The sequence below is a fragment of the Bradyrhizobium sp. Bra64 genome (genome assembly GCF_024519875.1).
GTDB lineage: Bacteria > Pseudomonadota > Alphaproteobacteria > Rhizobiales > Xanthobacteraceae > Bradyrhizobium > Bradyrhizobium japonicum_G.
Genome location: NZ_JALJRD010000001.1, coordinates 1,213,905 through 1,234,989, shown reverse-complemented (window position 1 = coordinate 1,234,989; position 21,085 = coordinate 1,213,905). Strand labels below are relative to the sequence as shown.

General features: G+C 64.9%; 20 protein-coding genes. 6 read left to right on the top strand and 14 right to left on the bottom strand.

Annotation, left to right across the window (positions count from 1 at the left end):
• Positions 1–44: 44 nt before the first annotated feature.
• Both NR187_RS05965 and NR187_RS05960 read right to left on the bottom strand, forming a co-directional pair.
• Positions 45–758, bottom strand: a complete 714-nt coding sequence (locus tag NR187_RS05965) for an alpha/beta fold hydrolase (RefSeq protein WP_211384492.1) — start codon at positions 756–758, stop codon at positions 45–47.
• A gap of 72 nt (positions 759–830) precedes the next feature.
• Positions 831–1,295, bottom strand: coding sequence for a DUF983 domain-containing protein (locus NR187_RS05960; RefSeq protein ID WP_256806017.1), 465 nt, complete (start codon positions 1,293–1,295; stop codon positions 831–833).
• A gap of 49 nt (positions 1,296–1,344) precedes the next feature.
• On the opposite strand from NR187_RS05960, the gene NR187_RS05955 reads away from it, so the two are divergent.
• Together NR187_RS05955 and NR187_RS05950 are read left to right on the top strand one after the other, a co-directional pair.
• A complete protein-coding gene (locus NR187_RS05955) occupies positions 1,345–2,715 on the top strand; it encodes a PLP-dependent aminotransferase family protein (protein ID WP_256806015.1) in 1,371 nt (456 codons plus the stop codon).
• Between the two features lie 137 nt (positions 2,716–2,852).
• A complete protein-coding gene (locus tag NR187_RS05950; RefSeq protein WP_211384489.1) occupies positions 2,853–3,596 on the top strand; it encodes a sulfite exporter TauE/SafE family protein in 744 nt (247 codons plus the stop codon).
• 103 nt (positions 3,597–3,699) lie between these two features.
• On the opposite strand, the gene NR187_RS05945 is transcribed toward NR187_RS05950, so the two are convergent.
• Positions 3,700–4,068, bottom strand: a complete 369-nt coding sequence (locus NR187_RS05945) for a DsrE family protein (RefSeq protein WP_256806013.1) — start codon at positions 4,066–4,068, stop codon at positions 3,700–3,702.
• A gap of 62 nt (positions 4,069–4,130) precedes the next feature.
• Here NR187_RS05945 and NR187_RS05940 point away from each other — a divergent pair, with 62 nt between their 5' ends.
• A complete protein-coding gene (locus NR187_RS05940; protein ID WP_256806011.1) occupies positions 4,131–5,201 on the top strand; it encodes an AraC family transcriptional regulator in 1,071 nt (356 codons plus the stop codon).
• A gap of 403 nt (positions 5,202–5,604) precedes the next feature.
• On the opposite strand, the gene NR187_RS05930 is transcribed toward NR187_RS05940, so the two are convergent.
• The 4 genes from NR187_RS05930 to NR187_RS05915 all read right to left on the bottom strand — a co-directional run bounded on the left by NR187_RS05930 (position 5,605) and on the right by NR187_RS05915 (position 12,307).
• Positions 5,605–7,011, bottom strand: coding sequence for an MATE family efflux transporter (locus NR187_RS05930; protein ID WP_256806009.1), 1,407 nt, complete (start codon positions 7,009–7,011; stop codon positions 5,605–5,607).
• Positions 7,012–7,072: 61 nt separating this feature from the next.
• Entirely contained in the window at positions 7,073–8,872 is a 1,800-nt protein-coding gene (locus NR187_RS05925; protein ID WP_256806007.1) for an ABC transporter ATP-binding protein, read from the bottom strand.
• A gap of 327 nt (positions 8,873–9,199) precedes the next feature.
• Positions 9,200–10,783: a DHA2 family efflux MFS transporter permease subunit gene (locus tag NR187_RS05920; protein ID WP_211384484.1), complete on the bottom strand. Its 1,584-nt coding sequence runs from the start codon at positions 10,781–10,783 to the stop codon at positions 9,200–9,202.
• A 204-nt stretch (positions 10,784–10,987) separates the two neighbouring features.
• Complete coding sequence (locus tag NR187_RS05915; protein ID WP_256805998.1) at positions 10,988–12,307, bottom strand: HlyD family secretion protein; 1,320 nt, start codon at positions 12,305–12,307, stop codon at positions 10,988–10,990.
• Positions 12,308–12,506: 199 nt separating this feature from the next.
• Between NR187_RS05915 and NR187_RS05910 the strand changes: the two genes are divergently transcribed.
• Positions 12,507–13,142 (top strand): TetR/AcrR family transcriptional regulator, encoded by a 636-nt coding sequence (locus NR187_RS05910; RefSeq protein ID WP_211384482.1) that lies wholly within the window; start codon positions 12,507–12,509, stop codon positions 13,140–13,142.
• Positions 13,143–13,321: 179 nt separating this feature from the next.
• On the top strand, positions 13,322–13,657 hold the full coding sequence (locus tag NR187_RS05905) for a DUF6665 family protein (RefSeq protein ID WP_256805996.1): 336 nt from the start codon (positions 13,322–13,324) through the stop codon (positions 13,655–13,657).
• 15 nt (positions 13,658–13,672) lie between these two features.
• Here the strand turns inward: NR187_RS05905 and NR187_RS05900 are convergent, their stop codons facing one another.
• From NR187_RS05900 to NR187_RS34870, 6 genes are all read right to left on the bottom strand, one after another.
• The gene (locus tag NR187_RS05900) at positions 13,673–14,401 is read right to left on the bottom strand and encodes a Crp/Fnr family transcriptional regulator (RefSeq protein ID WP_211384480.1); all 729 of its coding nucleotides are present in this window, start codon (positions 14,399–14,401) and stop codon (positions 13,673–13,675) included.
• A gap of 47 nt (positions 14,402–14,448) precedes the next feature.
• Positions 14,449–15,828, bottom strand: a complete 1,380-nt coding sequence (locus NR187_RS05895) for an amidase family protein (RefSeq protein WP_256805993.1) — start codon at positions 15,826–15,828, stop codon at positions 14,449–14,451.
• Between the two features lie 63 nt (positions 15,829–15,891).
• Positions 15,892–16,902 (bottom strand): ABC transporter substrate-binding protein, encoded by a 1,011-nt coding sequence (locus NR187_RS05890; protein WP_211384478.1) that lies wholly within the window; start codon positions 16,900–16,902, stop codon positions 15,892–15,894.
• 22 nt (positions 16,903–16,924) lie between these two features.
• Positions 16,925–17,764: an ABC transporter permease gene (locus NR187_RS05885; protein WP_211384477.1), complete on the bottom strand. Its 840-nt coding sequence runs from the start codon at positions 17,762–17,764 to the stop codon at positions 16,925–16,927.
• Complete coding sequence (locus NR187_RS05880; RefSeq protein WP_256805983.1) at positions 17,761–19,059, bottom strand: M20 family metallopeptidase; 1,299 nt, start codon at positions 19,057–19,059, stop codon at positions 17,761–17,763. The genes NR187_RS05885 and NR187_RS05880 overlap by 4 nt, the downstream gene beginning before the upstream one ends.
• 312 nt (positions 19,060–19,371) lie before the next feature.
• Positions 19,372–19,509 (bottom strand): hypothetical protein, encoded by a 138-nt coding sequence (locus NR187_RS34870; RefSeq protein ID WP_306235158.1) that lies wholly within the window; start codon positions 19,507–19,509, stop codon positions 19,372–19,374.
• Between the two features lie 119 nt (positions 19,510–19,628).
• Here NR187_RS34870 and NR187_RS05870 point away from each other — a divergent pair, with 119 nt between their 5' ends.
• Positions 19,629–19,808, top strand: a complete 180-nt coding sequence (locus NR187_RS05870) for a hypothetical protein (RefSeq protein ID WP_256806222.1) — start codon at positions 19,629–19,631, stop codon at positions 19,806–19,808.
• A gap of 44 nt (positions 19,809–19,852) precedes the next feature.
• Here NR187_RS05870 and NR187_RS05865 read toward each other — a convergent pair whose 3' ends face one another.
• A complete protein-coding gene (locus NR187_RS05865; protein ID WP_256805982.1) occupies positions 19,853–21,055 on the bottom strand; it encodes an extensin family protein in 1,203 nt (400 codons plus the stop codon).
• Positions 21,056–21,085: the final 30 nt, after the last annotated feature.

Below are 21,085 nucleotides of genomic sequence, written 5' to 3'. Positions count from 1 at the left end.
CGCATCGGACCCCTCACCATTTGAGCCGGAATGACGAGCGTGGATCAGCCTGCGATCTTCGCCAACACCGTCATCAGTGCCTCCGGTGCCGTCACGTTCGGCGCATGACTGGCGTCGAGCTCGAAATAGCGCCAGCCAGCCTCGTTCTTCGTGCGCGTCGCAAACTGCCCGAACACGTCGTCCGGCGGAATGCGCTTGCAATAGATGTAGCTGCGCGGCATCGCCGGCTCGCCGTGTTCGAGCTTCAGCTTCGTCTCGAAGCACTTGACCGGCATGGCGACCCGGCGCGCGTTGAGCCAGTCGAGATCGGCCTGCGGCGTATCCGGCGGCGGCGGATTGGGCGGGATGCGGTAGCCGTCGCCTGAAGCTGCCGCCTTGCGCATCGGCTCGCGCCCGCTCTCGTTGAGGTCGAACAGCGATTGGCCGTCACGCGGCACGAAGGCGTCGATGTAGATCAGTTGCGTCACCCGCTCGCGCGCGCGATCGGCGACGCCGGTCGCGACCATGCCGCCATAGCTGTGGCCCAGCAGCACGATGTCGTCGAGGTCCTCGAATTTGATGACGTTGAGGATGTCCTGGATATGCGTTTCGAGATCGATCGCTGGATTCGCAAGATGCGCGCGCTCACCGAGCCCGGTATAGGTCGGCGCGACCAGGCGGTGCCCGGCCTGCGCCATCAGCGGATGCATCTTCTTCCAGGCCCATCCGCCGGACCACGCGCCGTGACAGAGCAAAAAGGTCTTCGAGACTGCGGCCATCGGCGTTTCCATCGTTCTTGCTTGTACGATGGAGTGTAGCGGCCGGTCGCGCGATGTAAACGCCGGCGCCGCTCAGGCGGCGCGCGTGTCCGCCTTCACCATCACCGGCGCAAGTTCAACCGGCTCGCGCCGAAGCTTGCTCGCCTCAAAACCGTGCATGCCGATCTGCCATTGCAGGCCGACGATGGCACCCTTGGTCGGTTGCAGCAGCGCGAGCGAGGCGAACAGCGTCACCGGCAGCCACACCGCCAATTGCAGCCAGACGGCCGGCGCATAGGCGGTCTCGACCGCGAGGATCGCCGGCACCACGAGATGGCCGACAACGACCATCACGAGATAGGCCGGGAAGTCATCGGCGCGCTGGTGGAAAAGCTCCTCGCCGCAATGGTCGCAACTATCGGCGACCTTAAGAAAACGGCCGAACATATGTCCTTCGCCGCAATTCGGGCACTTGCCCGAAAAGCCGCGCCACATCGCCTTCGAGAGAGAGACTGAACCGGTTGCCATGACAGCACCTCTTCCTTTTCGCTGATCCATACAATAATATCTTGCATCCATACATTCAAAGGATATGGGCCTAAATTGCATGGATTGGACCCCTACAATCTCGGAGCTGAGCGGGCCGCGCTACCAGCGCATCGTCGAGGCCATGGAGGCCGACATCGCCGCCGGCCGGCTGGTGCGCGGCCAGCAGCTCCCCACACAGCGCGCACTGGCAAAAGCGCTCGGCATCGACCTCACCACGGTGACGCGCGCCTACACCGAGGCGCGGCGCCGCGGGATCATGGAGGCCCGCGTCGGCCAGGGTTCGTTCGTGTCGGAGACCAGCGCGCGCCGCGCGGTCGACCTGCCGCATCCCGTCGCGATCGACCTCTCGATGAACGTGCCGCCGCATCCGCTCGAGGCGCAGCTCGACGAACGCATCGTCGCGGGGCTGGAAGCCCTCCGGGCGCAATCAGGACTGACCGCCTTCCTGAACTACCAGCCGCCGGGCGGCAGCGCGCACGAGCGCGAGGTCGCGGCGCGCTGGATGCGGGCACGGGTTCCACACGCGCATGCCGACAAGCTCGTGATCTTTCCCGGCGCGCAGACGATCCTGTTCAACCTGCTCGCACACCTTGCGCGTCCTGGTGACGTCGTGCTGACGGAAGCTCTCACCTTCCCCGGCATCAAGGCAGCCGCGGCGCAGCTCGGCGTCAAGCTCGTCGGCGTCGCGATGGATGACGGCGGCATCCTGCCCGATGCGTTGGCGAAAGCATGCCGCGCGCACAGACCGAAGGCCGTCTACCTCATTCCGACGCTGCACAATCCGACCACGGCGACGCTTGCCCCCGAGCGGCGCAGCGCCATCGCAAGGATCATCAGCGACGCCGATACGATTCTGATCGAGGACGACGCCTACGGGCTGCTCGATCGCTCGGCATCACCGATCGCGAACCTCATTCCGGAGCGGACTTATCTGGCGACCACGCTGTCAAAATGCATCGCGCCGGCGCTGCGGGTAGCCTATCTGGTGACGCCCGACGCCGGCGCACAGCTTCAGATGCGCAGCTGCTTGCAGGCCACCGTGCAGATGCCGGCGCCACTGATGGTCGCGCTGGTGACGCATTGGATCGAGGCCGGCATCGCCGATCGCATCATCACCGCGATCCGCAACGAGGCAATCGGCCGCCAGCAACTCGCGCAACGAACACTGAAAGGGTTTCAGTTCCTGGCCAAGCCCGCAGCCCATCATCTGTGGCTAAGGCTGCCGGAGGGGCGCCCCGACGTGGCGGCACATCTGTTGCGCAATGGACTCGCGGTCGTCGCCGGCGATGCCTTCACCGTCGACGGGACACCGCCACATGCGGCGCGCGTATCGCTTGGCGCAGCCCGCAACAGGGCGGAATTGACCGAAGCGCTGCGCATCCTGGTCGGCGCGCTGCACAGGCCCGCCGACACCAGGCAGATCGTCTAGGCCCGTCTTTCGCCAACGCCCGCCGTCGGCGATCACGCTTGCGTGGAGTTTTGAAATTGACCTGCACCGCCGCAGCTGTGCTATGCGAGCGATGGCGATCAAGAGTACGAGATCGCTCTGGCGAACGGAACAATCTGTTGGAAACGCTCACCTACGCGCTGCTGCTGCTCGGCGCACTGGCCGGGGGCTTCGTCTCGGGCCTTGCCGGCTTCGGCACGGCACTGATGGCGCTCGGCATCTGGCTCTACGTGCTGCCGCCCTCGCTCGCGGTGCCCCTGGTGCTGATCTGCTCGGTGATCGCGCAGACCTCGACGCTGCCGTCGATGTGGAAGAGTTTCGATCTCTCGCTGGTCTGGCCGTTCCTGATCGGCGGACTGATCGGCGTGCCGCTGGGCACCATGCTGGTCGCCTCAGCCGATCCAAAAGTGTTCAAGCTGAGCGTCGGCGTGCTGCTGCTGATCTTCTCGAGCGCGCTGTACCTGAACAAGAAGCCGCTCGCCATCACCTTCGGCGGACGGATCGCCGACGGCGCGATCGGCTTTGCCGGCGGCATCCTCGGCGGCCTTGCCGGGTTGTCCGGGCCATTGCCGATCCTGTGGGCCAATATTCGCGGCTGGAACAAGCATGAGCGGCGCGGCATCTTCCAGCTGTTCAACTTCACCGTGCTCGCGACCGCACTGGTGTTGCAGACGGCGTCAGGCCTCGTCGAGCTGAAGGTCGTCTGGCTCGCAGCTGTCGCCTTTCCGGGCACGCTGATCGGCGCATGGGCCGGCGCCCGCGTCTATCACGCGCTGAGCGACAAGCATTTTGGCGACGTCGTGCTCGGCCTGTTGTTCCTGTCGGGCCTCGGCCTCGTCTGGAGCATGCTGGGGCCGCACTGACTCGTGCTTGCCGGCATGTCCGCATCCCCCAATCGGAGGATGCGGCAGACCGGAATCATTCCTATTGGGTTAGAAAGAAGATCGTGGCGCGCCTTCTTCCGGTTCAGAAGCTGAGCGTCGCCGCGCCGCCCTTGATCAGTTCGTGCATCACGCTCGCACCGGAGATGACGACACCATCCAGCAGGTCCTCTTGTACATAGCCGCGGCTTTTGACACAGGGCGTGCAAGCCCAGAGTTTCCCTCCCCTGCCCATGAAGTCACGGAGCATGTCGGCCAGTGGATCGAGCGGCTTGACCTGCGTAAGATCGGCCGCGCCGCGTCGCACGATGTCGACACCGGCGCTGGTCAGGAAGATGGAGACCTTAAGGCCGGCCGTCATTCCGCCGAGAGCTATGGTCACGCCAACGGACGACAATTCGTGGTCGGTACCATGTGTCATGACCACGACCAGATCACGTGCCTCGTTATTCAAGTTGAATACCCTTTCAATCGGTTTGCGAGATTGCATCCTATGTGTCTGAGCACCGGCCGAACATGACCAAGGCTCCGCAAGTCTTGACCGAAACGCCGGCTGACCTTCTGTCGGACGTGCTGGGCAGCATGCATCTTGCGGGCACCGTGCTGTTCCGCGCCGAGTTTCGTGAGCCCTGGGCGGTCACGACACCGGAGGCGTGCCAGCTTGCCCGGCTGCTGCCGCTGCGGACCGAACGGGTCATTCCCCTTCACATCATCGCATCAGGTGAGTGCTGGATGGAATTGAACGAGCATCCGGCGGTGCGGTTGAGCGAGGGCGACGTCGTTGTTCTTCCGTACGGCGACAGTCATCGGCTCCGCGGACGAGAGCCCGTCCTGCCGATGCAAGTCGGCAGCCTGTTGCCGAACCCGCCCTGGACGGACGTTGTCGTCATCGAGCATGGCGGCGCCGGTCCCAACACACGGATCATTTGCGGATTTCTTCAATGTGACGAGTTGCTGTTCCACCCCGTGCTGTGCCACCTGCCCAGATTGCTGCACGTCAGCCCCGCATGTCCCGCCGACGAATGGCTGGCCAGCATCGTCCGCCACACCGCGGCGCAGGCGAGCAGCCTGCGGCCGGGGTCACGCAGCTTGCTGCCTCGCCTGACCGAATTGATGTTCGTTGAAATCCTTCGCAAGTACATGCAGGAGCTTCCGGCGAACGAAATCGGCTGGTTCGCCGCCATCAATGACCAGGTTGCCGGCGCCGGCTTGAGGCACATGCATGCCATGCCGTTTCACCACTGGACCGTGGACAGTCTGGCGCGTCGCGTCGGGGTCTCGCGCAGCGTGCTGGCCGGGCGCTTCAAGCACTTTCTCGATCAGCCACCGATGCAATACCTCGGTCACTGGCGCCTGCGGCTGGCCGCGCACGCCCTGACATCGACTGCGACACCGATCAAGTCCATCGCCTGCCAGATCGGTTACGAGTCGGAGGCGTCGTTCAGTCGGGCCTTCAGGCGCCACTTCGGCGTACCGCCGGGGGATTGGAGAAGACGGGCGCGTTCGACATCGCCGGCCGCCGCAAGCAACATGCTGCGCCGCCCGTCGAGCACCATGCCGCCGGCGACGCCGACGCCGAACACGTAGATCCAACCCGCGGCGAAATCGAAAAGATGCGCGTTGAGCAGCGAGGACGGCATGTTATGCACCACGTCCAGGAGGACAATCCAGGGAGCCAGACCGCGGGTCGCACCGGTGCCATGACCGAACAACGGCGCGGCAGCGACAAAGCCGACTGAATTGCGCCAGAACTCCAGCCGCGTCCCCTGCCGCTGACTTCGTTCTCAACGGCACTGAGCTCATGGTCGCCGTCGAACTTCGCCACGGTCGCGCGACAGACATAGTTTCAGCGACAGCGCGGGATTGATCGCGACGGCGAACGAATAGAGCATCAGCGCCGTGCAGGACACCAGGAACGCGGAAAATACCCAATCCCCGTTCCGACGGCCCCGCAAATTAGCCGCAGCCGTGGGGACAGGACAAGGTATCGCTACGCGGGCGCACGTGCAGGCGACGCCACGGGCTCCGGCGCAGCCTGGTCTGACGCCTCCTCGTGCCGGACCACCACCAGGCGCTTCCTGAACTCGCGGCGCAGCAGCCACAGGCTCAAAGCCGCCTGCAGCGTCGTCGCTGCGATCGACAGGTACCAGACATGCTCGATCCGAAAGCCCGGCCGCGTCGACAGCCAGATCGCCGGCAGCGAATAGGTGAACACGCGCGTCACCGAGCTCAGCAGCACCGGCTTGGTGTTGCCGAGACCCTGGAACATGCTCGAGCAGGTGAAGATCAGGCCCTGCGCCACCATGTTGAGCGAGATGATCCGCAGGAACAGGTAGGCGATCGCCATCGTCTCCTGGTCGTTCGAGAACCCGGCGAGCAGCAGCTCCGGCTTCACCTGCGCGAGGATCATGAAGCCGACCATCACGACGGTGGTGATCAGCGCCGACTTGACGAACGTTTCCCGCACGCGCGCGCCATTGGCAGCGCCGACGTTCTGGCCGGCGATCGGACCGGCAGCCAAGGCCACCGCGAGCGCCGGCATCTGGATCAGACCGAGCATCCGCTGCCCGATACCGAATCCCGCCTGCGCCGCGGCGCCGAAATCGCTGATGACGTAGTAGACCACCGCCATGAAGATGAACATCATCGCGAACTCGCCGCCGGCCGGCAGGCCGACGTTGAGGATGCGCTTCAGATGGCGCGGTTGCGGCCACCACTGCGCCGGATTGAAGGCGACATAGCGCTCGACCTTGCGGAAATACGCAAGCAGCATCAGGCCGCCGATGGCGACCGCGATCGAGCTCGCCAGCCCCGCGCCGGCAACGCCGAGCGCGTAGCCCGTGCCCCAGCCCGAGATCAACACCGGCGCAAGCGCGATGTTGATGATGACCGCGAGAACCCGCACCAACATGGCGGGGCGCACGATGCCGGTCGCGCGCAGCGCGGATGCAATCACTTGCATGACGAACTCCAGGGCAAGCGCGGGCATGAACCACAACAGATAAATGGTTCCCGCCTCGATCGTGGCCTGGTCCGCGGCGATCGAACGCATGTAGAGGCGCGACAGCGCCGATCCCGCGACCAGGGTCAACAGGCCGAACAGCGCCGACAGCGCGACCGCCTGGTTGAAGATCAAATTGGCATCCGGCCGATCCTTGCGTCCCACCGCATGCGCGATCAGCGCCACCGTGCCGACACCGAGTACCTGCATCAGCGCGTTGACGAGAAAGCCGGCGTTGCCGGCCGCGGCGACACCCGCAACGGCGGCATCGCCCAATCCCGAAACGAAATACAGATCGACCAGCTGGCAGATCATGATCGAGATCATGCCGGCCATGATCGGCGGCGTCATGGCCAGGATGTGTCTCACGATGGAGCCGTTCGTCAGGTCTTTCATGTCATTCCATCCTTGACGCATTCCTTAGGCGGCGGGGACGTCCGCGCTGCCGCCACGCGCCTCACTCCGCTGCTGCGATGTGTCCGAGCTCCACCACCTGGCGCTCGAACAGGCCGCGATAGATGCCGCCTTGCTTGCCCGCGAGCATGGCATGGGTGCCTTGCTCGACGATCTCGCCGCGGTCGAACACCAGGATGCGATCGAGGCTCTTCACCGTCGACAGCCGGTGCGCGATCACGATCGAGGTGCGGCCCTTCATCAGGCGTTCCATCGCCTGCTGGATCAGCGCCTCCGATTCGGAATCGAGGCTCGAGGTCGCCTCGTCCAGGATCAGCACCGGCGCATCCGCAAGGAAGGCGCGCGCCAGCGCGACGCGCTGCCGCTCGCCGCCCGACAGCTTGACGCCGCGTTCGCCGACGAGGGTGCCGTAACCCTTCGGCAGGCGCAGGATGAAGTCGTGCGCATTGGCGAGCCGCGCCGCCTGCTCGATCGCCTCCAGGCTGGCGCCGGGCCGGCCATAGGCGATGTTCTCGGCGAGCGTGCGATGAAACAGGATCGGGTCCTGCTGCACGATCGCGATCTGGCTGCGCAACGATTGCTGCGTCGCCTTCGCGATGTCCTGCCCGTCGATCAGCACGCGGCCGCCGGTGACGTCGTAGAGCCGCTGCACCAGCTTGACGAAGGTGGTCTTGCCGGAGCCGGAGCGGCCGACCAGGCCGACCCGTTCGCCGGCACGGATCCTCACCGACAGGCCGTCATAGAGCGGCGTGCGGTGGCCGCCATATTGGAACGTGACGTCGTCGAACACGATCTCGCCGCCCTCGATCGCGATCGGCACCGCGTCGGCAGCATCGGCAATGCCGATCGGCTCGTCATGGATCGCCACCAGCTCCTCCATGTCGTTGACCGAGCGCTGCAAATTGTTGATGTGCATGCCGACGTCACGCAAATAGGCGTGGATGACGTAGTAGCTCGTCAGCACGTAAGTGACGTCACCGGGCGAAGCGTGCCCCGACATCCACAGCAACACCGAGCCTCCGATCACGGACGCACGCAGGCACAGCAGCAGCGAGAGCTGCGACATGGCCGTGTAGTTGTACCGGAACCAGGTCCGCCGCACCCGCACGCGCCAGCGGCTGACGACGCGGGCAAGCCGCGCATCCTCGCGCAGCTCGGCGCCGAATGATTTCACCACGGCGTTGCAGGTCAGCGCATCCGCCAGTGTTCCGCCGACCTTGGTGTCCCAGGCATTGGAGATTCGCGCGGCCGGCGCGATGTATCGCGTCGAGAACAGCACCGTCATCGTGACATAGCCCAGCGCGCCGAGCGCGATCACCCCGCCGAGCGAGGCCCAGTGCAAGCCGAGCAGGACCATCGAGCCGATCAGCACGACCAGCGAGGGCAACAACGCCAGCAGGATGGTGTCGTTCAACAGGTCGAGCGCCCACATGCCGCGCGTGATCTTGCGCACGGTGGAGCCGGCGAAAGAGTTGGCGTGCCAATCGGTCGAGAATCGCTGCACGCGCATGAACGCGTCCTGAGCGACCTCCGACATGATCTTCAGCGTGAACGGCACGATCGCCTGCAGCCCTGCGAGCCGCAGCACCATCGAGGCCGCGCCCAGCGCCACGATGGCGCCGAATGCGACCAGCGCCGCGTGACGCGCGTCGGGATTGGACGGCCCGCGCGTCAGCGCATCGATCAGATGCCCCGAAAAGAGCGGCATGAACAGGTCGGCGGCCGTCGCCCCTATCAGGCTGCCGACGACGGCAAGCGTTGGCCCCGGCTGCTTCAGCCAGTGCCGGAACACGAAAGGCAGCACCACGCGTATCGCCGCGGGCTTTTTTGACAGAGCGGTCATGGCATCATCCGGCCGCTTTTGGCGCGGGCCGGCTCCATCGATGGACGCAGGCCGGCCACGACGGGCCGAGACGGCGTCAGCTAAAGGTGGCTTTGGGTTGGGAAATCGGGCGATCGGGACTTGGAGCCCAATCGAAGCTGGCGGAAATGGCCTCTAACAGGCCGCGTACGTACCGAGCCAGAACATCACCGAGCGCGGGCGTACGATCTGCGAAAGCGACGAAATCATGCAAATCCTCCCGGTTCGAGTGAATGAGGTGCGCTTTATAGATGCGTCGCCGGGGATTTGCAACGGGGCTCGCGCGAGATCACGCGCGAGTGTTGCAAATTAATGCGCGTCGCCGCCGCCGGTCATCGAGGCCGGCTTGTTCAGCAGGGTCACCAGCAGGCTGAGGCCGAGATAGAACAGCGTCAGCATGAAGAAGGCATCGCCGAAGCTCATGACCACGGCCTGTCGGTGCACCAGTTGCGAGAGCTGCTTCATCGCCATCAGCGTGGAATCGCCGAGCCCCTGGAATTTCTGCATGAACATGGTCAGGGTTTCGGTCGCGGTCGCATTGCCCCAGGTCACCCGCTCCTGGAGGCGGCTGATGTGCAGATCGGTGCGGTCGTTGAGCACGGTGTTGATGACGGCGAGGCCCACGGCGCCGCCGAGATTGCGCATCAGGTTGAACAGGCCGGAGGCGTTCTTCACCCGGTCGGGCGCCAGCGTGCCGAGCGCGATGTTGTTGGTCGGCACCATCGCGAACATCATGCCGACGCCACGCAGGATCTGCGGCACCAGAAGCTCGTAGAAATCGTAGTCGCGGGTGATCCAGGTCATCTGGTAGGAGCCGATCGCGAACACGACGAGGCCGAACGCGATCATGTAGCGCATGTCGAACTTCACCATCAGACGGCCGACCAGCGGCGCGACCAGGAACATGGTGATGCCCGAGACGAACATGGTCTCGCCGATCATCAGCGCGCTGTAGCCGCGCACCTCGGCGAGATAGCGCGGATAGATATAGGTCAGGCCGTAGAGGCCGATGCCGATGCAGAACTGCAGCAGGCAGCCGATCGCGAAATTGCGGTTGGCAAAGGTGCGCAGATTGACGATCGGCTCGGCCGCCGTGAAGACGCGCCAGAAGAAGGCGATCGCCGAGATCGCGCAGATCCAGGCACAGATCGCAACCGACGTGTCCTGCATCCATTCATATTGCGGGCCTTCCTCCAGCACATATTCCAGCGTGCCGAGGAAGCCGGCCATGAACAGCAGCCCCCACCAGTCGAAACGGTCGAGCAGTTCGAAATGCGGCTCGTCGAAATCGACCAGCGCCAGCACGCCCAGAGTGATGCCGATGCCGGGCACGACGTTGATGAAGAACAGCCAGTTCCACGACATCAGATCGGTGATGTAACCGCCGACGGTCGGCCCGATGGTCGGAGCCAGCGTCGCGACGAGACCGATGATGGGACCGACGATATGGAATTTGGAGCGCGGGAAGACGGTGTAGGCCGAGGCGAACACCGTCGGGATCATGCCGGCGCCGAGAAAGCCCTGGAGCGCGCGCCAGAGGATCATCTCCTCGATGGTGGTGGCGAAGCCGCAGAGCAGGCTCGAGGCGGTGAAGCCGGCCGCAGAGATCGCGAACAACAGCCGCGTGCCGAAAGCGCGCGACAAAAATCCCGACAGCGGGATCGCGATGACTTCGGCGATCAGATAGGCGGTCTGGACCCAGGAGACTTCGCTGGAGCTCGCCGACAGGCCCGCCTGGATCTCGCTAAGGGAGGCCGAGACGATCTGGATGTCCAGGATCGACATGAACATCCCGAACACCATGATGATGAAGGCGAACAATCGCTTCGGCGCGATGCGCTCCGAAGCGGGGTTCGCCATCATGGCGGGTGAAGCGGTGGTGGCGTTGGCCATTGTGTCAGCTCTGACTGAAGCAAGCCGCGAGGTCGGTGCACTTCTCCCGCTTGCGGGAGAGGTCGGCGCGAAGCGCCGGGTGACGGCTCCCTCCGCTTGGGGATTGTCCCGTTGCGGAGGCACCCTCGCCCCAGCCCTCTCCCGCAAGCGGGAGAGGGAGCGCACCTGCGTGAGAGGCGGCGGCGCGGCTCATGTCACCAAATCCTACTGCGGGTGGATCGCGGTGGGATCGTCGAGATCGACCTCGCTGTCGGCGTCGGCCGCGCCCTTGTTGGTATCGACGGTGGCGTAGACCGACATGCCGGCGCGGAGCAGGTTCTGCTTCGCCACCGATTTCGGCACGCGGATGCGGACCGGCACACGCTGCACGATCTTGGTGAAGTTACCGGTGGCGTTGTCGGGCGGCAGCAGCGTGAACACCGAGCCGGCGCCGGCCGCGATGCTGTCGACGACGCCCGAGAACTTCCGCATGCCATAGGCGTCGACCTTGATCGTCACGGGCTGGCCGGGGCGGATGCGCTTGAGCTGCGTTTCCTTGAAATTGGCGTCGATATAGACGTTGTCGAGCGGCACGACGTTGCCAAGCCGCTGGCCGACCGCAACGAAGTCGCCGGCACTGACGAGGCGGTTCGAGAACGTGCCGTCGACCGGCGCGCGCACCGCGGTGAAGGCGAGATCGCGCTCCGCCTTGGCCAGCGTGGTCTTGAGCTCGGCGAGCTGGGCCTGGGCTTCGGCCTGCTGCGCCTTGGCGACGTCGACATTGCTGACCGCGACGTCATAGGCGGCCTGCGCGGCCTTGACCGCGGCCGCACCCTGGTCACGTCCGGCCTCCGAGGTTTCGAAGGTGGCGCGCGAGGCAAAACCCTTGCTGTTCAGTGCCTGCTGGCGCTCATAGTCGAGATCGGCGCGCTTAAGGCCCGCTTCCGCGGAGACGAGTTGCGCCTTGGCCTGTGCGACCTGGCTTTCGAGCGCCGCGACCTGACGCCCGATGCGATCGATGGTGGCCTGCTGGGTCGCGATCCGGGTCGCGGCGGCATCGAGCGCGATCTTGTAGTCGCCGTCGTCGATGCGAAGGACGATATCGCCGGCGCGCACCAGAGCGTTGTCGCCGACCAGGATCGAGGAGATGTGGCCGGCAACCCGCGCGCCCAGCATGGTGTTGTTGGCGCGGACATAGGCATCGTCGGTGGAGACGTAGAAGCGGCCGACCAGCGTGTAATAGCCGGCGTAGCCGGCAGCCGCGAGCGCCAGCACGAGGCCGATTCCCATCATGACGAATTTGCGCTTGCCGGACTTCGGTGCGCCCGCAGCGGCGGTCGCCTCTGGCGCTGGTGCAGCCGGCTTGTCGGTCACGGGCTTCTCCGGCGCCTCACCGGTGCGGCGCTTGGTTTCCTCGACCACATGGGAGCGCAACTGCTCGGCAAGGGGGGCGGCTGTCTCGGTCGCAGCTTCACCATTCGCCGGCATCGTCTCCACCGCTTCCTGGCGAAGGACGCGCGCGGCCTGGTCTCTCGATACGGCCATAAAGGCCTCCCCACTATAAAGGCGCGATCAAGGACGGCCGACCTGCGGCACTGTTCCCTCTCGCTCATCCCAAATACCATTGACCGAACGGTTCGGTCAATATACATAATGTTCCCGGGCGGGACCCTACTGGCCCGAATCCTTTATTTGCGTTTCATAGTTGGGGCCCCGCCGAGAAACCTTCCGAGACCCTGAACCAATGGTTGTAGCCAGCCGCGAACATCTGCACGTCATCCAAGAGGAGGACAGCTCCAAGCGCCGCCAGATCCTGGACGGGGCCCGCAAGGTGTTCATGGATCTCGGTTTCGACGGTGCCAGCATGGGCGAGATCGCGCGTGCGGCGCAGGTCTCCAAGGGCACGCTCTACGTCTACTTCGCCGACAAATGCGCGCTGTTCGAAGCCATCCTCGAGCAGGAAGCGCTCCAGCACGGCCAGGTCGTGTTCAATTTCGATCCCGCGCGCGACGCCGAGACCACGCTGAAGGAGTTCGGCCAGGCCTACATCCATCTGCTGTGCCGGCCCGGCGGCGGGTCGGCGATCCGCACCGTGATGGCGATCGCCGAGCGCATGCCCGATGTCGGCCGCCGCTACTATGCGCGGGTGCTGGACAAGACCATCAACCGCCTCTCCGACTATCTCAAAGCCCATGCCGCCTCCGGCGATCTGAAGATCGACGATTGCGATCTTGCCGCCTCGCAGTTCATGGAGCTGTGCAAGGCCTCGCTCTTCCTGCCATTCGTGTTCCAGGCCGCACCGGCACCGTCGGAAGAACGCATGACCGAGGTGGTCGACAGCGCGACGCGGATGTTTCTGGCGGCGTACCGGGCGAGGTAACCGCGCAGAACAAGCTCTGCCGTCATCGCGAGCGCAGCGACTTGTCCGCCGAAGCCTTTGGCGAAGGCGGAAGCAATCCAGAATCCCTCGCGGAAAGACTCTGGATTGCTTCGTCGCTTCGCTCCTCGCAATGACGGCTGAGTTGCACCTGTAGAAGTCTCAGCATTATATTTGGGCTCATGCCTCGTGATCTTCGCCCGCCCGTCGATATCCTCCATTACGAGATCGTCCAGGAACAGGCCTCCGCGCTTGGACGCATGGGCCGCGCGCTCGAACAGGCGCTCGCGCGCCTGCGCGAGTTCGATGCCGTTCACGCGCTCCCGGAAACGCCGGCCTCGATGCAGCCGGTCAGGCACAAGCTGGTGATGGAAGCCGGCCAGGCGCTCTGGATGCTCGTGGTGCAACGTGAGGCGACCGGCCTGCGCGACAGCCGCCATATCATGCGCACCTACAACGTCCCGGGCGAGGTGCAGCGGTGCATGGGGCTGGTCCCGTCGAAGCTGGGCTCGTCATGACTACGGCAGCGCGCGCTAGTCGGTCACCTGCTTCCTCAGCGCCGCGAGATCATTGACGACCATCTTGGTGGGGCCGGTCGCGATGATGCCGTCGTCCTGGAGACGGTTGAGGATCAGGCTGATCGACTGGCGCGTCGCGCCGATCATACGTGCCAGATTGGCCTGCGTGATGCGGCCGAGCGAGATCGGGCCGCTCTCGTCCTGCGCTGCGTTTTCGCACAGCTTGACCAGCAGCAGCACCAGCCGTTCGGCCGCCTTCTGCCCCGCCAGCATCTGCGCCAGCATCGAATAGGTCTCGCCCTTGAAGCCCAGGCATTCGATCAACGCGACCGCAAACGACGGCGACTGGGCGATCAGCCGGCGGACGGCGTCCTGATCGAGATGCAGCGCCTCGACCCGGCCGAGCGCGCGGGCCGACCAACTGTGCCGATGATCGCCGAGAATGTAGGGGGCACCGACGAAATCGCCAGCCTCCCAGGTCGACAGCATCAGCTCGCGCCCCTGCGTGCCCGCATGGGTGCTTTCGACGATCCCGTTCAGGATGATGTGGATGCCGTTCGCGGGCTCGCCCTCCCGCAGCAGATACTCGCGGTTCTGGTAGGTGGCTAGCCTGCCGGTGCGCATCACCAGATCGAGATCGGGCTTGTCCAACGCCTTCAGCACGTAACGTCCGGTCCCGGGCCGTGACAGCTCGGCGCGCGACTCGGCTGGATCGGCCACCTCATGCGCATCGCTGCGCTCCACGATCGGTCTCCCTTCGAGTGACGGCTCGAAGGCTAGGAGGTCTCCGATCAGATTGCAACGCGGCGCAGATGTTCGGGGCCGGCTGCCGCCTCCATGAAGGCGCAGGCCAGATCGGTGAGCAGGCGCTCCCTTCCGGCCGGCGCCAGAAACGTGACGCCATAGGGCACGCCGGCTCCGGTCACCGCATTCGGCACGGCGATTGCGGCGAGCCCGAGCGGATTGGCGTAGTTGGTGTAGTAGCCGTTGTTGAAATTGGACGTCAGCGGATCACGCGCAACGTCCGCGATGCTGAGGATGGTGCCGACCGTCGGAACGACCAGCGCATCGTGCGTCTCCCAGAATTCACGAAGCGAACGCTGGACTTCCCTGACCTCATAGAGCGCACGGTAGGTATCAGCCGCGGTGAACTTCCGGCTGCCGATGACGAGATCGCGCACGATCCTGACGCCGGCATCGGGATTGACATCGAGGAACGCACCGACCGAGACATCCCGCTCGGCAAGGAACGGCCCGAAGAACATCAGATCGTTGATCGAGGTGAACGGCGAGAAATCGACCGGAGCGACCGGCAGATCGAGCTGCCTCAGCCTGTGAAGCGCATCGCCGAACAGCCTCTCCGTCTCGGTATTGCCAAAAAACTTGAGCTGATCCACGCGCGGCGTTGCGACCTTCAGCGGCCGCGGCGGCGATGCCTGCTCCGTCCAACCGGCAAACTCGACCGGCGAAAAGCAGTCATCGGGATCGTGCCGCGCCAGCACGCGATAGACGTCGTAGGCATCGTCCGGCTGCTGCGTGTAGAGCGAGATGGTATCGAAACTCCGGCATGCGTAGACCATGCCGCGCTGGCTGAAGGCGCCCGGTGCCGGCTTGAAGCCGGTGACGCCGCAATAGGACGCCGGCACCCGGCCCGATCCGCCGGTGTCGGTGCCGAATGCAAAGGACGACGTCCCGGTCGCGACCGACACCGCCGCGCCGGAGCTGGAGCCGCCGGGAATGTAATCGGGATTGTGCGGGTTACGGGCGACGCCATAGGGCGAGCGCACACCGACGAGGCCGGTCGCGAACTGATCCATGTTGGTCTTGCCGACATAGATCGCGCCGGCGGCAATGGCATCGGCCACCACCGGGCTCGTGTCCTTCGCGAGATAGGCAAATTCGGGACAGGCCGACGTGGTCTGCTCGCCTGCAACGTCAATGCAATCCTTGACCGAGAACACCAGGCCATAGAGCGGCAGCGCATCGATTTCGCCGATGCGCGCATCGAGAGCGCGCGCGGCGGCCATGACGCTTTCGGGATTCGCCGTCGAGATCCAGACGCCGCTCTGGTCGGCGTCGTTCAAACGCGACAGCACGTGCGCGGCGACACCGGACGGCTTGAACTCGCCGCTGCGGTAGGCGACGCGAAGGTGGCTAGGCGCGAGATTCATGTCGGTCACGTACTGGTGGGAATGGGAAGGAGCCGGCGAGGCCCGCCTCGCCGGCTCTCGGCCTCAGTGGCCGGTCACTTTTTCCAGATAGGCCGGCTGGATGAAGGCTTCGAAGTCCGCGCGCGGCAGCAACTTGGGCAGCCGTTCCTGCTTCACCAGGAAATCCGCCGTCGAGATCAGCGTATCGACGAACTTGCCCTTCTTCGCGGACGTGCCGAGATACTCCTCCGTGATCTGCTTGTTACACGGAACCATGCCGGTCCCCTTCATCATCCGCGTCGCGTCGGGAAGCGGCAGTGACAGCTCCTCCGCGATGATCTCGGCCGTCTTCTCCGGGTTCTTCAGCCAGAAATCGATCCCCTCGCACTCGGCCTTGATGAACTTCTCGACATACGATGGATATTTCTCTGCGAACGCGTTCATGACGACGCCGATGTCCCAGGTCGGATAGCCGCGCTTCGTCATCTCGCCCGAGGTGATGAGGATCTTTCCGCCGTTCTTGACGGCCTTGTCGAGGTTGGGTTCCCAGAACCAGGCGGCATCGATATCGCCGCGAAGCCATGCCGCCGCGATGTCCGACGGCGCGAGGTCCAGGATCTTCATCGAGGCGGGATCGACGCCCTCGTCCTTCAGGGCCTGGAGCAGCAGATAATGCGTCGTCGATCCGAACGGCGCCGCGACTGTCTTGCCCTTGAGGTCTTTGAGAGACGTGATGTTCTTGTCGGTGCGGACCACCATGGCCTCGACATAGTCGAGCAGGTTGATCACCAGGATGCCCTTAATCGGCAGCGCCCGGGTTGCGCCGATCGCGGTCGGCGGATTGCCGAGGCCGCCGAAGTCGACGTCGTTGCCGGCGATAGCCCGCAGCATGTCGCCGCCGCCACCGACCTTGACGTATTTGATGTCGACGCCCGGCATCTCCTTGGCCAGCAGGCCGAGATGCTTGGTGACGAGCTGCGCGTTCACAAGGTTCAGATAGCCGACGGTCACCTTCGCCGGCTTGTCCTCGGCCCGCGCCGCCGCAGTGAGCGCAAACGTGGAAACAACAAGGGTCGCAATCAGTCTCTTCATCATATCGATCTCTCCTCGATCAGGATCAGGTTCGGGCCCACGGCATCAACAATCTGGCGATTCCCCGCATCATGAGGTCGAGCACGACGCCTGTGAGGCCGAGCACGATCAGGCCCATGATCACGACGTCGGACAGCAGGAATTTCGCAGCGTCCCAGATCATCCAGCCGATTCCGGCGGAGGCTGCGACGATCTCGGCGGCGACGAGAACGGTGTAGGTGAAGCCGAGCGAGATGCGCATGCCGGCGAGGATCAAGGGTCCCGCCGCGGGCAGATAGACGTGGAACAGCAGATGGCGCCTGTTTGCACCGAGCGACTGCGCGGCGCGCACGTAGACCGGATCGACGCTGGTGACGGCCTGGATCGTCGAGATCACGATGCCCGGCAGACCGGCGAGGAACAGCAGTGACAGTTTCGAGCTCTCGCCGATACCGAGCCACATCACCAGCAGCGTGTAGAGCCCGAGCGGCGGCAGCGGCCGGTAGAACTCGATCAGCGGATTGAGCAGTGCGCGTGCGTTGCGCGACACGCCCATGAGAACGCCGAGCGGAATGCCGACGAGGCACGCCAGCGCGAACGCCGTAAGAATGCGGTACAGGCTGGCACCGAGATGCTGGAGCAGCGTCGCGCCCTGATATCCCTTGGTCATGGTCTTGATGAATGCGGCCCACACCGCCTGCGGCTTCGGCAGAAACAACTCGTTGGCCCAGCCCATCTCCGTGACGATGGCCCAAGCGGCAAGCAGCACGGCAACCGTGAGCGTCGAGAGCAGCATCGATCGCGAGACTCTCGGCAGCCGCAGGGTGCCCCTTCGGGTGCGATCGGCCGGGATCGGAATGGCCATGGGGCTCGCCTCGGCGCTCATGCGCGCACTCCCAGGATCTGCATGATGGTCAGCGCGTAAATTCGAGTCGCCATCACCGACTTGGTGATCGAGATGTTCTCGTTGTCGACGGCCCAGCCATCCTCGCCCGGACCGAAGGTCACGGCGTTGATGCCGGCCTCGCGGAAACGGATGGTGTCGTTGAAGGCGTTCTTGCGATTGACGCCGGGCTCGCGGCCCATCAGGCGCCGATAGACCGCGCGCAAGGAGCGGCAAGGCTCTTCCTCGACCGGCACCGGTTCGGTCGCGTTGACGAACAGCGAGCCGGGGACCTGGCGAACCCCGACCTTGACGTCGTTGACGCCCGCAAATGTTTCCTGCCCGAGCCGCTCGATGTCGGAGATCACGCTTCCAAGCGTCATGCCCGGCACGATGCCGACCACCGCGAGCGTGATCGTGCAGGCATCGGGCGAGAACTGCATCTCGCCGGGAAGGCCGCCGCGGATGCGAACCACCGAGCAGCAGGGCGGCGTATGTCCCATGAACTTGCTCGGCACATGCGTGAACGCCATCTCCTTCAGCTTCGGCAGCAGCTTGCCCGCTTCCATGATGGCGTTGACGCTGATGTCGGGGCGCCAGATATGCGACTTGATGCCCTCGACCGTGACCTCTACCAGGCAGTGACCGGAATTGGCCACCGAGAGGTTCATGCCCCAGTCCTTGCTGACATCACCCCAGGCCGTGGGCTCGGCGGTGATCTCGTAGTCGGCGGTGAGGCCGACCTGGTTCAGCATGTAGATCGAGCCCTCGGTGCCGTTGCGCTCCTCGTCGACGGTGTAGCAGCACATCAGGGTGCCATCGAATTTCACACCCTCCTCGATCAGCGCCTGCACCGCGAGCAATGACGCCGCGAGATTGCCGCGCGTGTCGGAGGTCCCGCGCGCGTAAAGCAGATCGCCGTGGCGCGTGGCCTTGAACGGATCGAAATCGGTCATGTGCCACTTTTCGGGCTCGGCCACCGGATAGGTGTCGAGGTGATCGTTGAGGATCAGCGACGGCGCGCCTTCCCGCCCTTTCAGCACGCCGAGCACGTTCGGCCGGTGCGGCTGCGCGCTATGCTTGGTGACCTCCATGCCGAGGGCTTCGAGCTTTCCCGCGACCAGCATGGAGATGGCTTCCTCCTCGGCAGGCGGCAGATCGGGATCGAGCGGATTGCCGGAGCGCGGCTGGCCGGTGCGGATCAGCTCGGATGCCAGCTCAAGCCAGCGCTCCTCCGTGATGCGCGACAGCACGCGCTGTTCGAGATCGGAGCAAGGCGGGGTGACGGACATCTGCATGACGGGTTCCGATGGCTCACGGCGCCGGCCGCACCGCTTCGTTGCAGCACTCTCATTGCAGCGACTGTGCCAACCGCCGGTGAAACCCGTCAGGGCGCGATTAGTGATGACAGTTCAATGCCTTGGAGGAAAATCCCGACTGCGCAAATTTTTGCGCGAGAGAATTGCGTTGCCGAAGACGCAGCGCTCGTTGCCTGCGGCCGCCCTCGCGATCGCGGGCAATCCGTCACACTAGGAGACGATCTCTTCCATCCTGCACCATGCGTGCAGAATGCTGCTGTCCTGCCTTGCAAGCGCAAAGCAATGACCGCCTTAAGCCGGCTGATCATGGACTCGATCGATCGGATGCCCGCTAAAATGGCAGAACAGCAGCGTGCCGACGGCGCCGTGGCCGACGAAGAGAATGTCGCCGGGACGATTGCGCGCCAGCACCGCCTCGGCCTCGCGCACGATCCACGGCGCGCTCCCAGCCGCGGACGCTGAGATGCGGCTCTGCGAAGAACCGGTCGGCGACCTGCTCGAACTCGGCCGGCTTCAGGAAGCCGGTCGCGGAGCGGTCGTTCTCATGCATGGCCTCCCGGATTTCGATCATGATCCCGAGCGGGCCCGCGATGATCCCGGCGGTCTCGATCGCCTTGCGCTCGCTCGAGATGATCTGCGTGGTGTTAGCAAGCCAGCCCGCCTGCGCCACCGTCTCGGTTCGCGCGCGTCCGACCGGGCTCAGGCCCCATTGCGGCACGGGCACGTGAGGGTCGATTTGCGGGTGAGATAGCGGACGATGTCGGCGGTCATCTCACTCGTCGGCGTACTCGTCTTCTTCGTGTTTGCGCGGCGCGCTCTTGCGGCCGAGCGAGCCGGTGACATAGGGATCGCGCCTGCCGGCGTAAGGATTGCGCTGCTGGGCCCGCCCGGCAACCTCTTCGCCGGAGACGGCGGCAGGCTGGCAGATCAGGCGGCGGCTGGCGCGGCGCATCAGATCGACGTGGATGTGATCATAGTGATAGACGTTCGAGCCCGGCGCCAGCACGGTGGTGAAATGCGCGCACGCGCCCGACTGCACGTCGCGCAGAAACCCCTGCTCCTCCGGCATGCCGCGCCAGCCGTCCTTCACCGTGACGCGGCGGCCGTCGGCGAGTACGAAGGCGGCGACATCGAGTGCGTTGCCGAAGGCATGTTCGGAGATGTGAGCATGCGAATTGCCGTTCATGCCGCGGCAGGAATAGGCGGAGATCTGCTTGATCTCGACGACGCGCGCGCCGAACCAGCGCATCGCCGAGGGCTGCACCGTGTCGGCGAGCCAGCGGTCGAGCTCGGAGACGATCGGACAGGCCAGCGTCGCAACCGGCTTGATCGCGACGGGGCCGACGGCGGTGACGGGATTACCCTGCGCCGGACCAAGACGCGGCAATGCCTGCTGCACGGGCGCCTGTGAGTAAGGCGCCGGCCGGGCGGGATAGCTCGGCGCATTCATGTAGCGCGTAGCGCCCGCGGCATCGATGCCCTCGGGCGGCAGGTCGATCTCGTCCTCCTGCGGCGCCACGCCGGGCGCGTTCAGCGACACCGGACCGGACGGCGCGCCGTAGCCGGAAGGCTGGCGCACCGCGCTCTCGGGATAGTTCGACCGCTGCGGATAGGACGAGGCCGAATAAGTCTGGCTCTGCGGGTAATTCGATCGCGGCTGCGTCACCGGCCAGCGCGGCTGGTTGCCGACGGTCCCGGGCGGGCGCAGTTCCTCATCGGCAAAGCCGTAGCTGCTCGAGGTTTCGCCGAGGGCGGCGACCTTGAGCGGAAATTCGGCGCCGCACTGGCCGGGCCCGGAGATCGGGTCGATGCGGACGAGATCCGGCCCCTCTTTCACGGCGCCCGATTTCAGGCACGCCGCTTCGGCCTCGGCCCGCCACGGTTCACGTTCGGCCTGGAAGAAGCCGCGTCCGCAACCCGCTAGCGAAACAAGGACGATGGAGCCGACGAGATACAAACGAACTCCGCGCGTCATGCACGCACGTTCGGTGAATTTACTTAAAGA

Excerpts from the sequence above, each read along its gene's own strand:
- NR187_RS05930 (WP_256806009.1), bottom strand. The coding sequence starts at position 7,011 with ATGAAAGACCTGACGAACGGCTCCATCGTGAGACACATCCTGGCCATG.
- NR187_RS05920 (WP_211384484.1), bottom strand. The coding sequence starts at position 10,783 with ATGGCCAACGCCACCACCGCTTCACCCGCCATGATGGCGAACCCCGCT.
- NR187_RS05955 (WP_256806015.1), top strand. The coding sequence starts at position 1,345 with ATGGATTGGACCCCTACAATCTCGGAGCTGAGCGGGCCGCGCTACCAG.
- NR187_RS05910 (WP_211384482.1), top strand. The coding sequence starts at position 12,507 with ATGGTTGTAGCCAGCCGCGAACATCTGCACGTCATCCAAGAGGAGGAC.
- NR187_RS05925 (WP_256806007.1), bottom strand. The coding sequence starts at position 8,872 with ATGACCGCTCTGTCAAAAAAGCCCGCGGCGATACGCGTGGTGCTGCCT.
- NR187_RS05890 (WP_211384478.1), bottom strand. The coding sequence starts at position 16,902 with ATGATGAAGAGACTGATTGCGACCCTTGTTGTTTCCACGTTTGCGCTC.
- NR187_RS05880 (WP_256805983.1), bottom strand. The coding sequence starts at position 19,059 with ATGCAGATGTCCGTCACCCCGCCTTGCTCCGATCTCGAACAGCGCGTG.
- NR187_RS05965 (WP_211384492.1), bottom strand. The coding sequence starts at position 758 with ATGGCCGCAGTCTCGAAGACCTTTTTGCTCTGTCACGGCGCGTGGTCC.
- NR187_RS05915 (WP_256805998.1), bottom strand. The coding sequence starts at position 12,307 with ATGGCCGTATCGAGAGACCAGGCCGCGCGCGTCCTTCGCCAGGAAGCG.
- NR187_RS05960 (WP_256806017.1), bottom strand. The coding sequence starts at position 1,295 with ATGGATCAGCGAAAAGGAAGAGGTGCTGTCATGGCAACCGGTTCAGTC.
- NR187_RS05885 (WP_211384477.1), bottom strand. The coding sequence starts at position 17,764 with ATGAGCGCCGAGGCGAGCCCCATGGCCATTCCGATCCCGGCCGATCGC.
- NR187_RS05895 (WP_256805993.1), bottom strand. The coding sequence starts at position 15,828 with ATGAATCTCGCGCCTAGCCACCTTCGCGTCGCCTACCGCAGCGGCGAG.
- NR187_RS05905 (WP_256805996.1), top strand. The coding sequence starts at position 13,322 with ATGCCTCGTGATCTTCGCCCGCCCGTCGATATCCTCCATTACGAGATC.
- NR187_RS05870 (WP_256806222.1), top strand. The coding sequence starts at position 19,629 with ATGGCCTCCCGGATTTCGATCATGATCCCGAGCGGGCCCGCGATGATC.
- NR187_RS05865 (WP_256805982.1), bottom strand. The coding sequence starts at position 21,055 with ATGACGCGCGGAGTTCGTTTGTATCTCGTCGGCTCCATCGTCCTTGTT.
- NR187_RS05940 (WP_256806011.1), top strand. The coding sequence starts at position 4,131 with ATGACCAAGGCTCCGCAAGTCTTGACCGAAACGCCGGCTGACCTTCTG.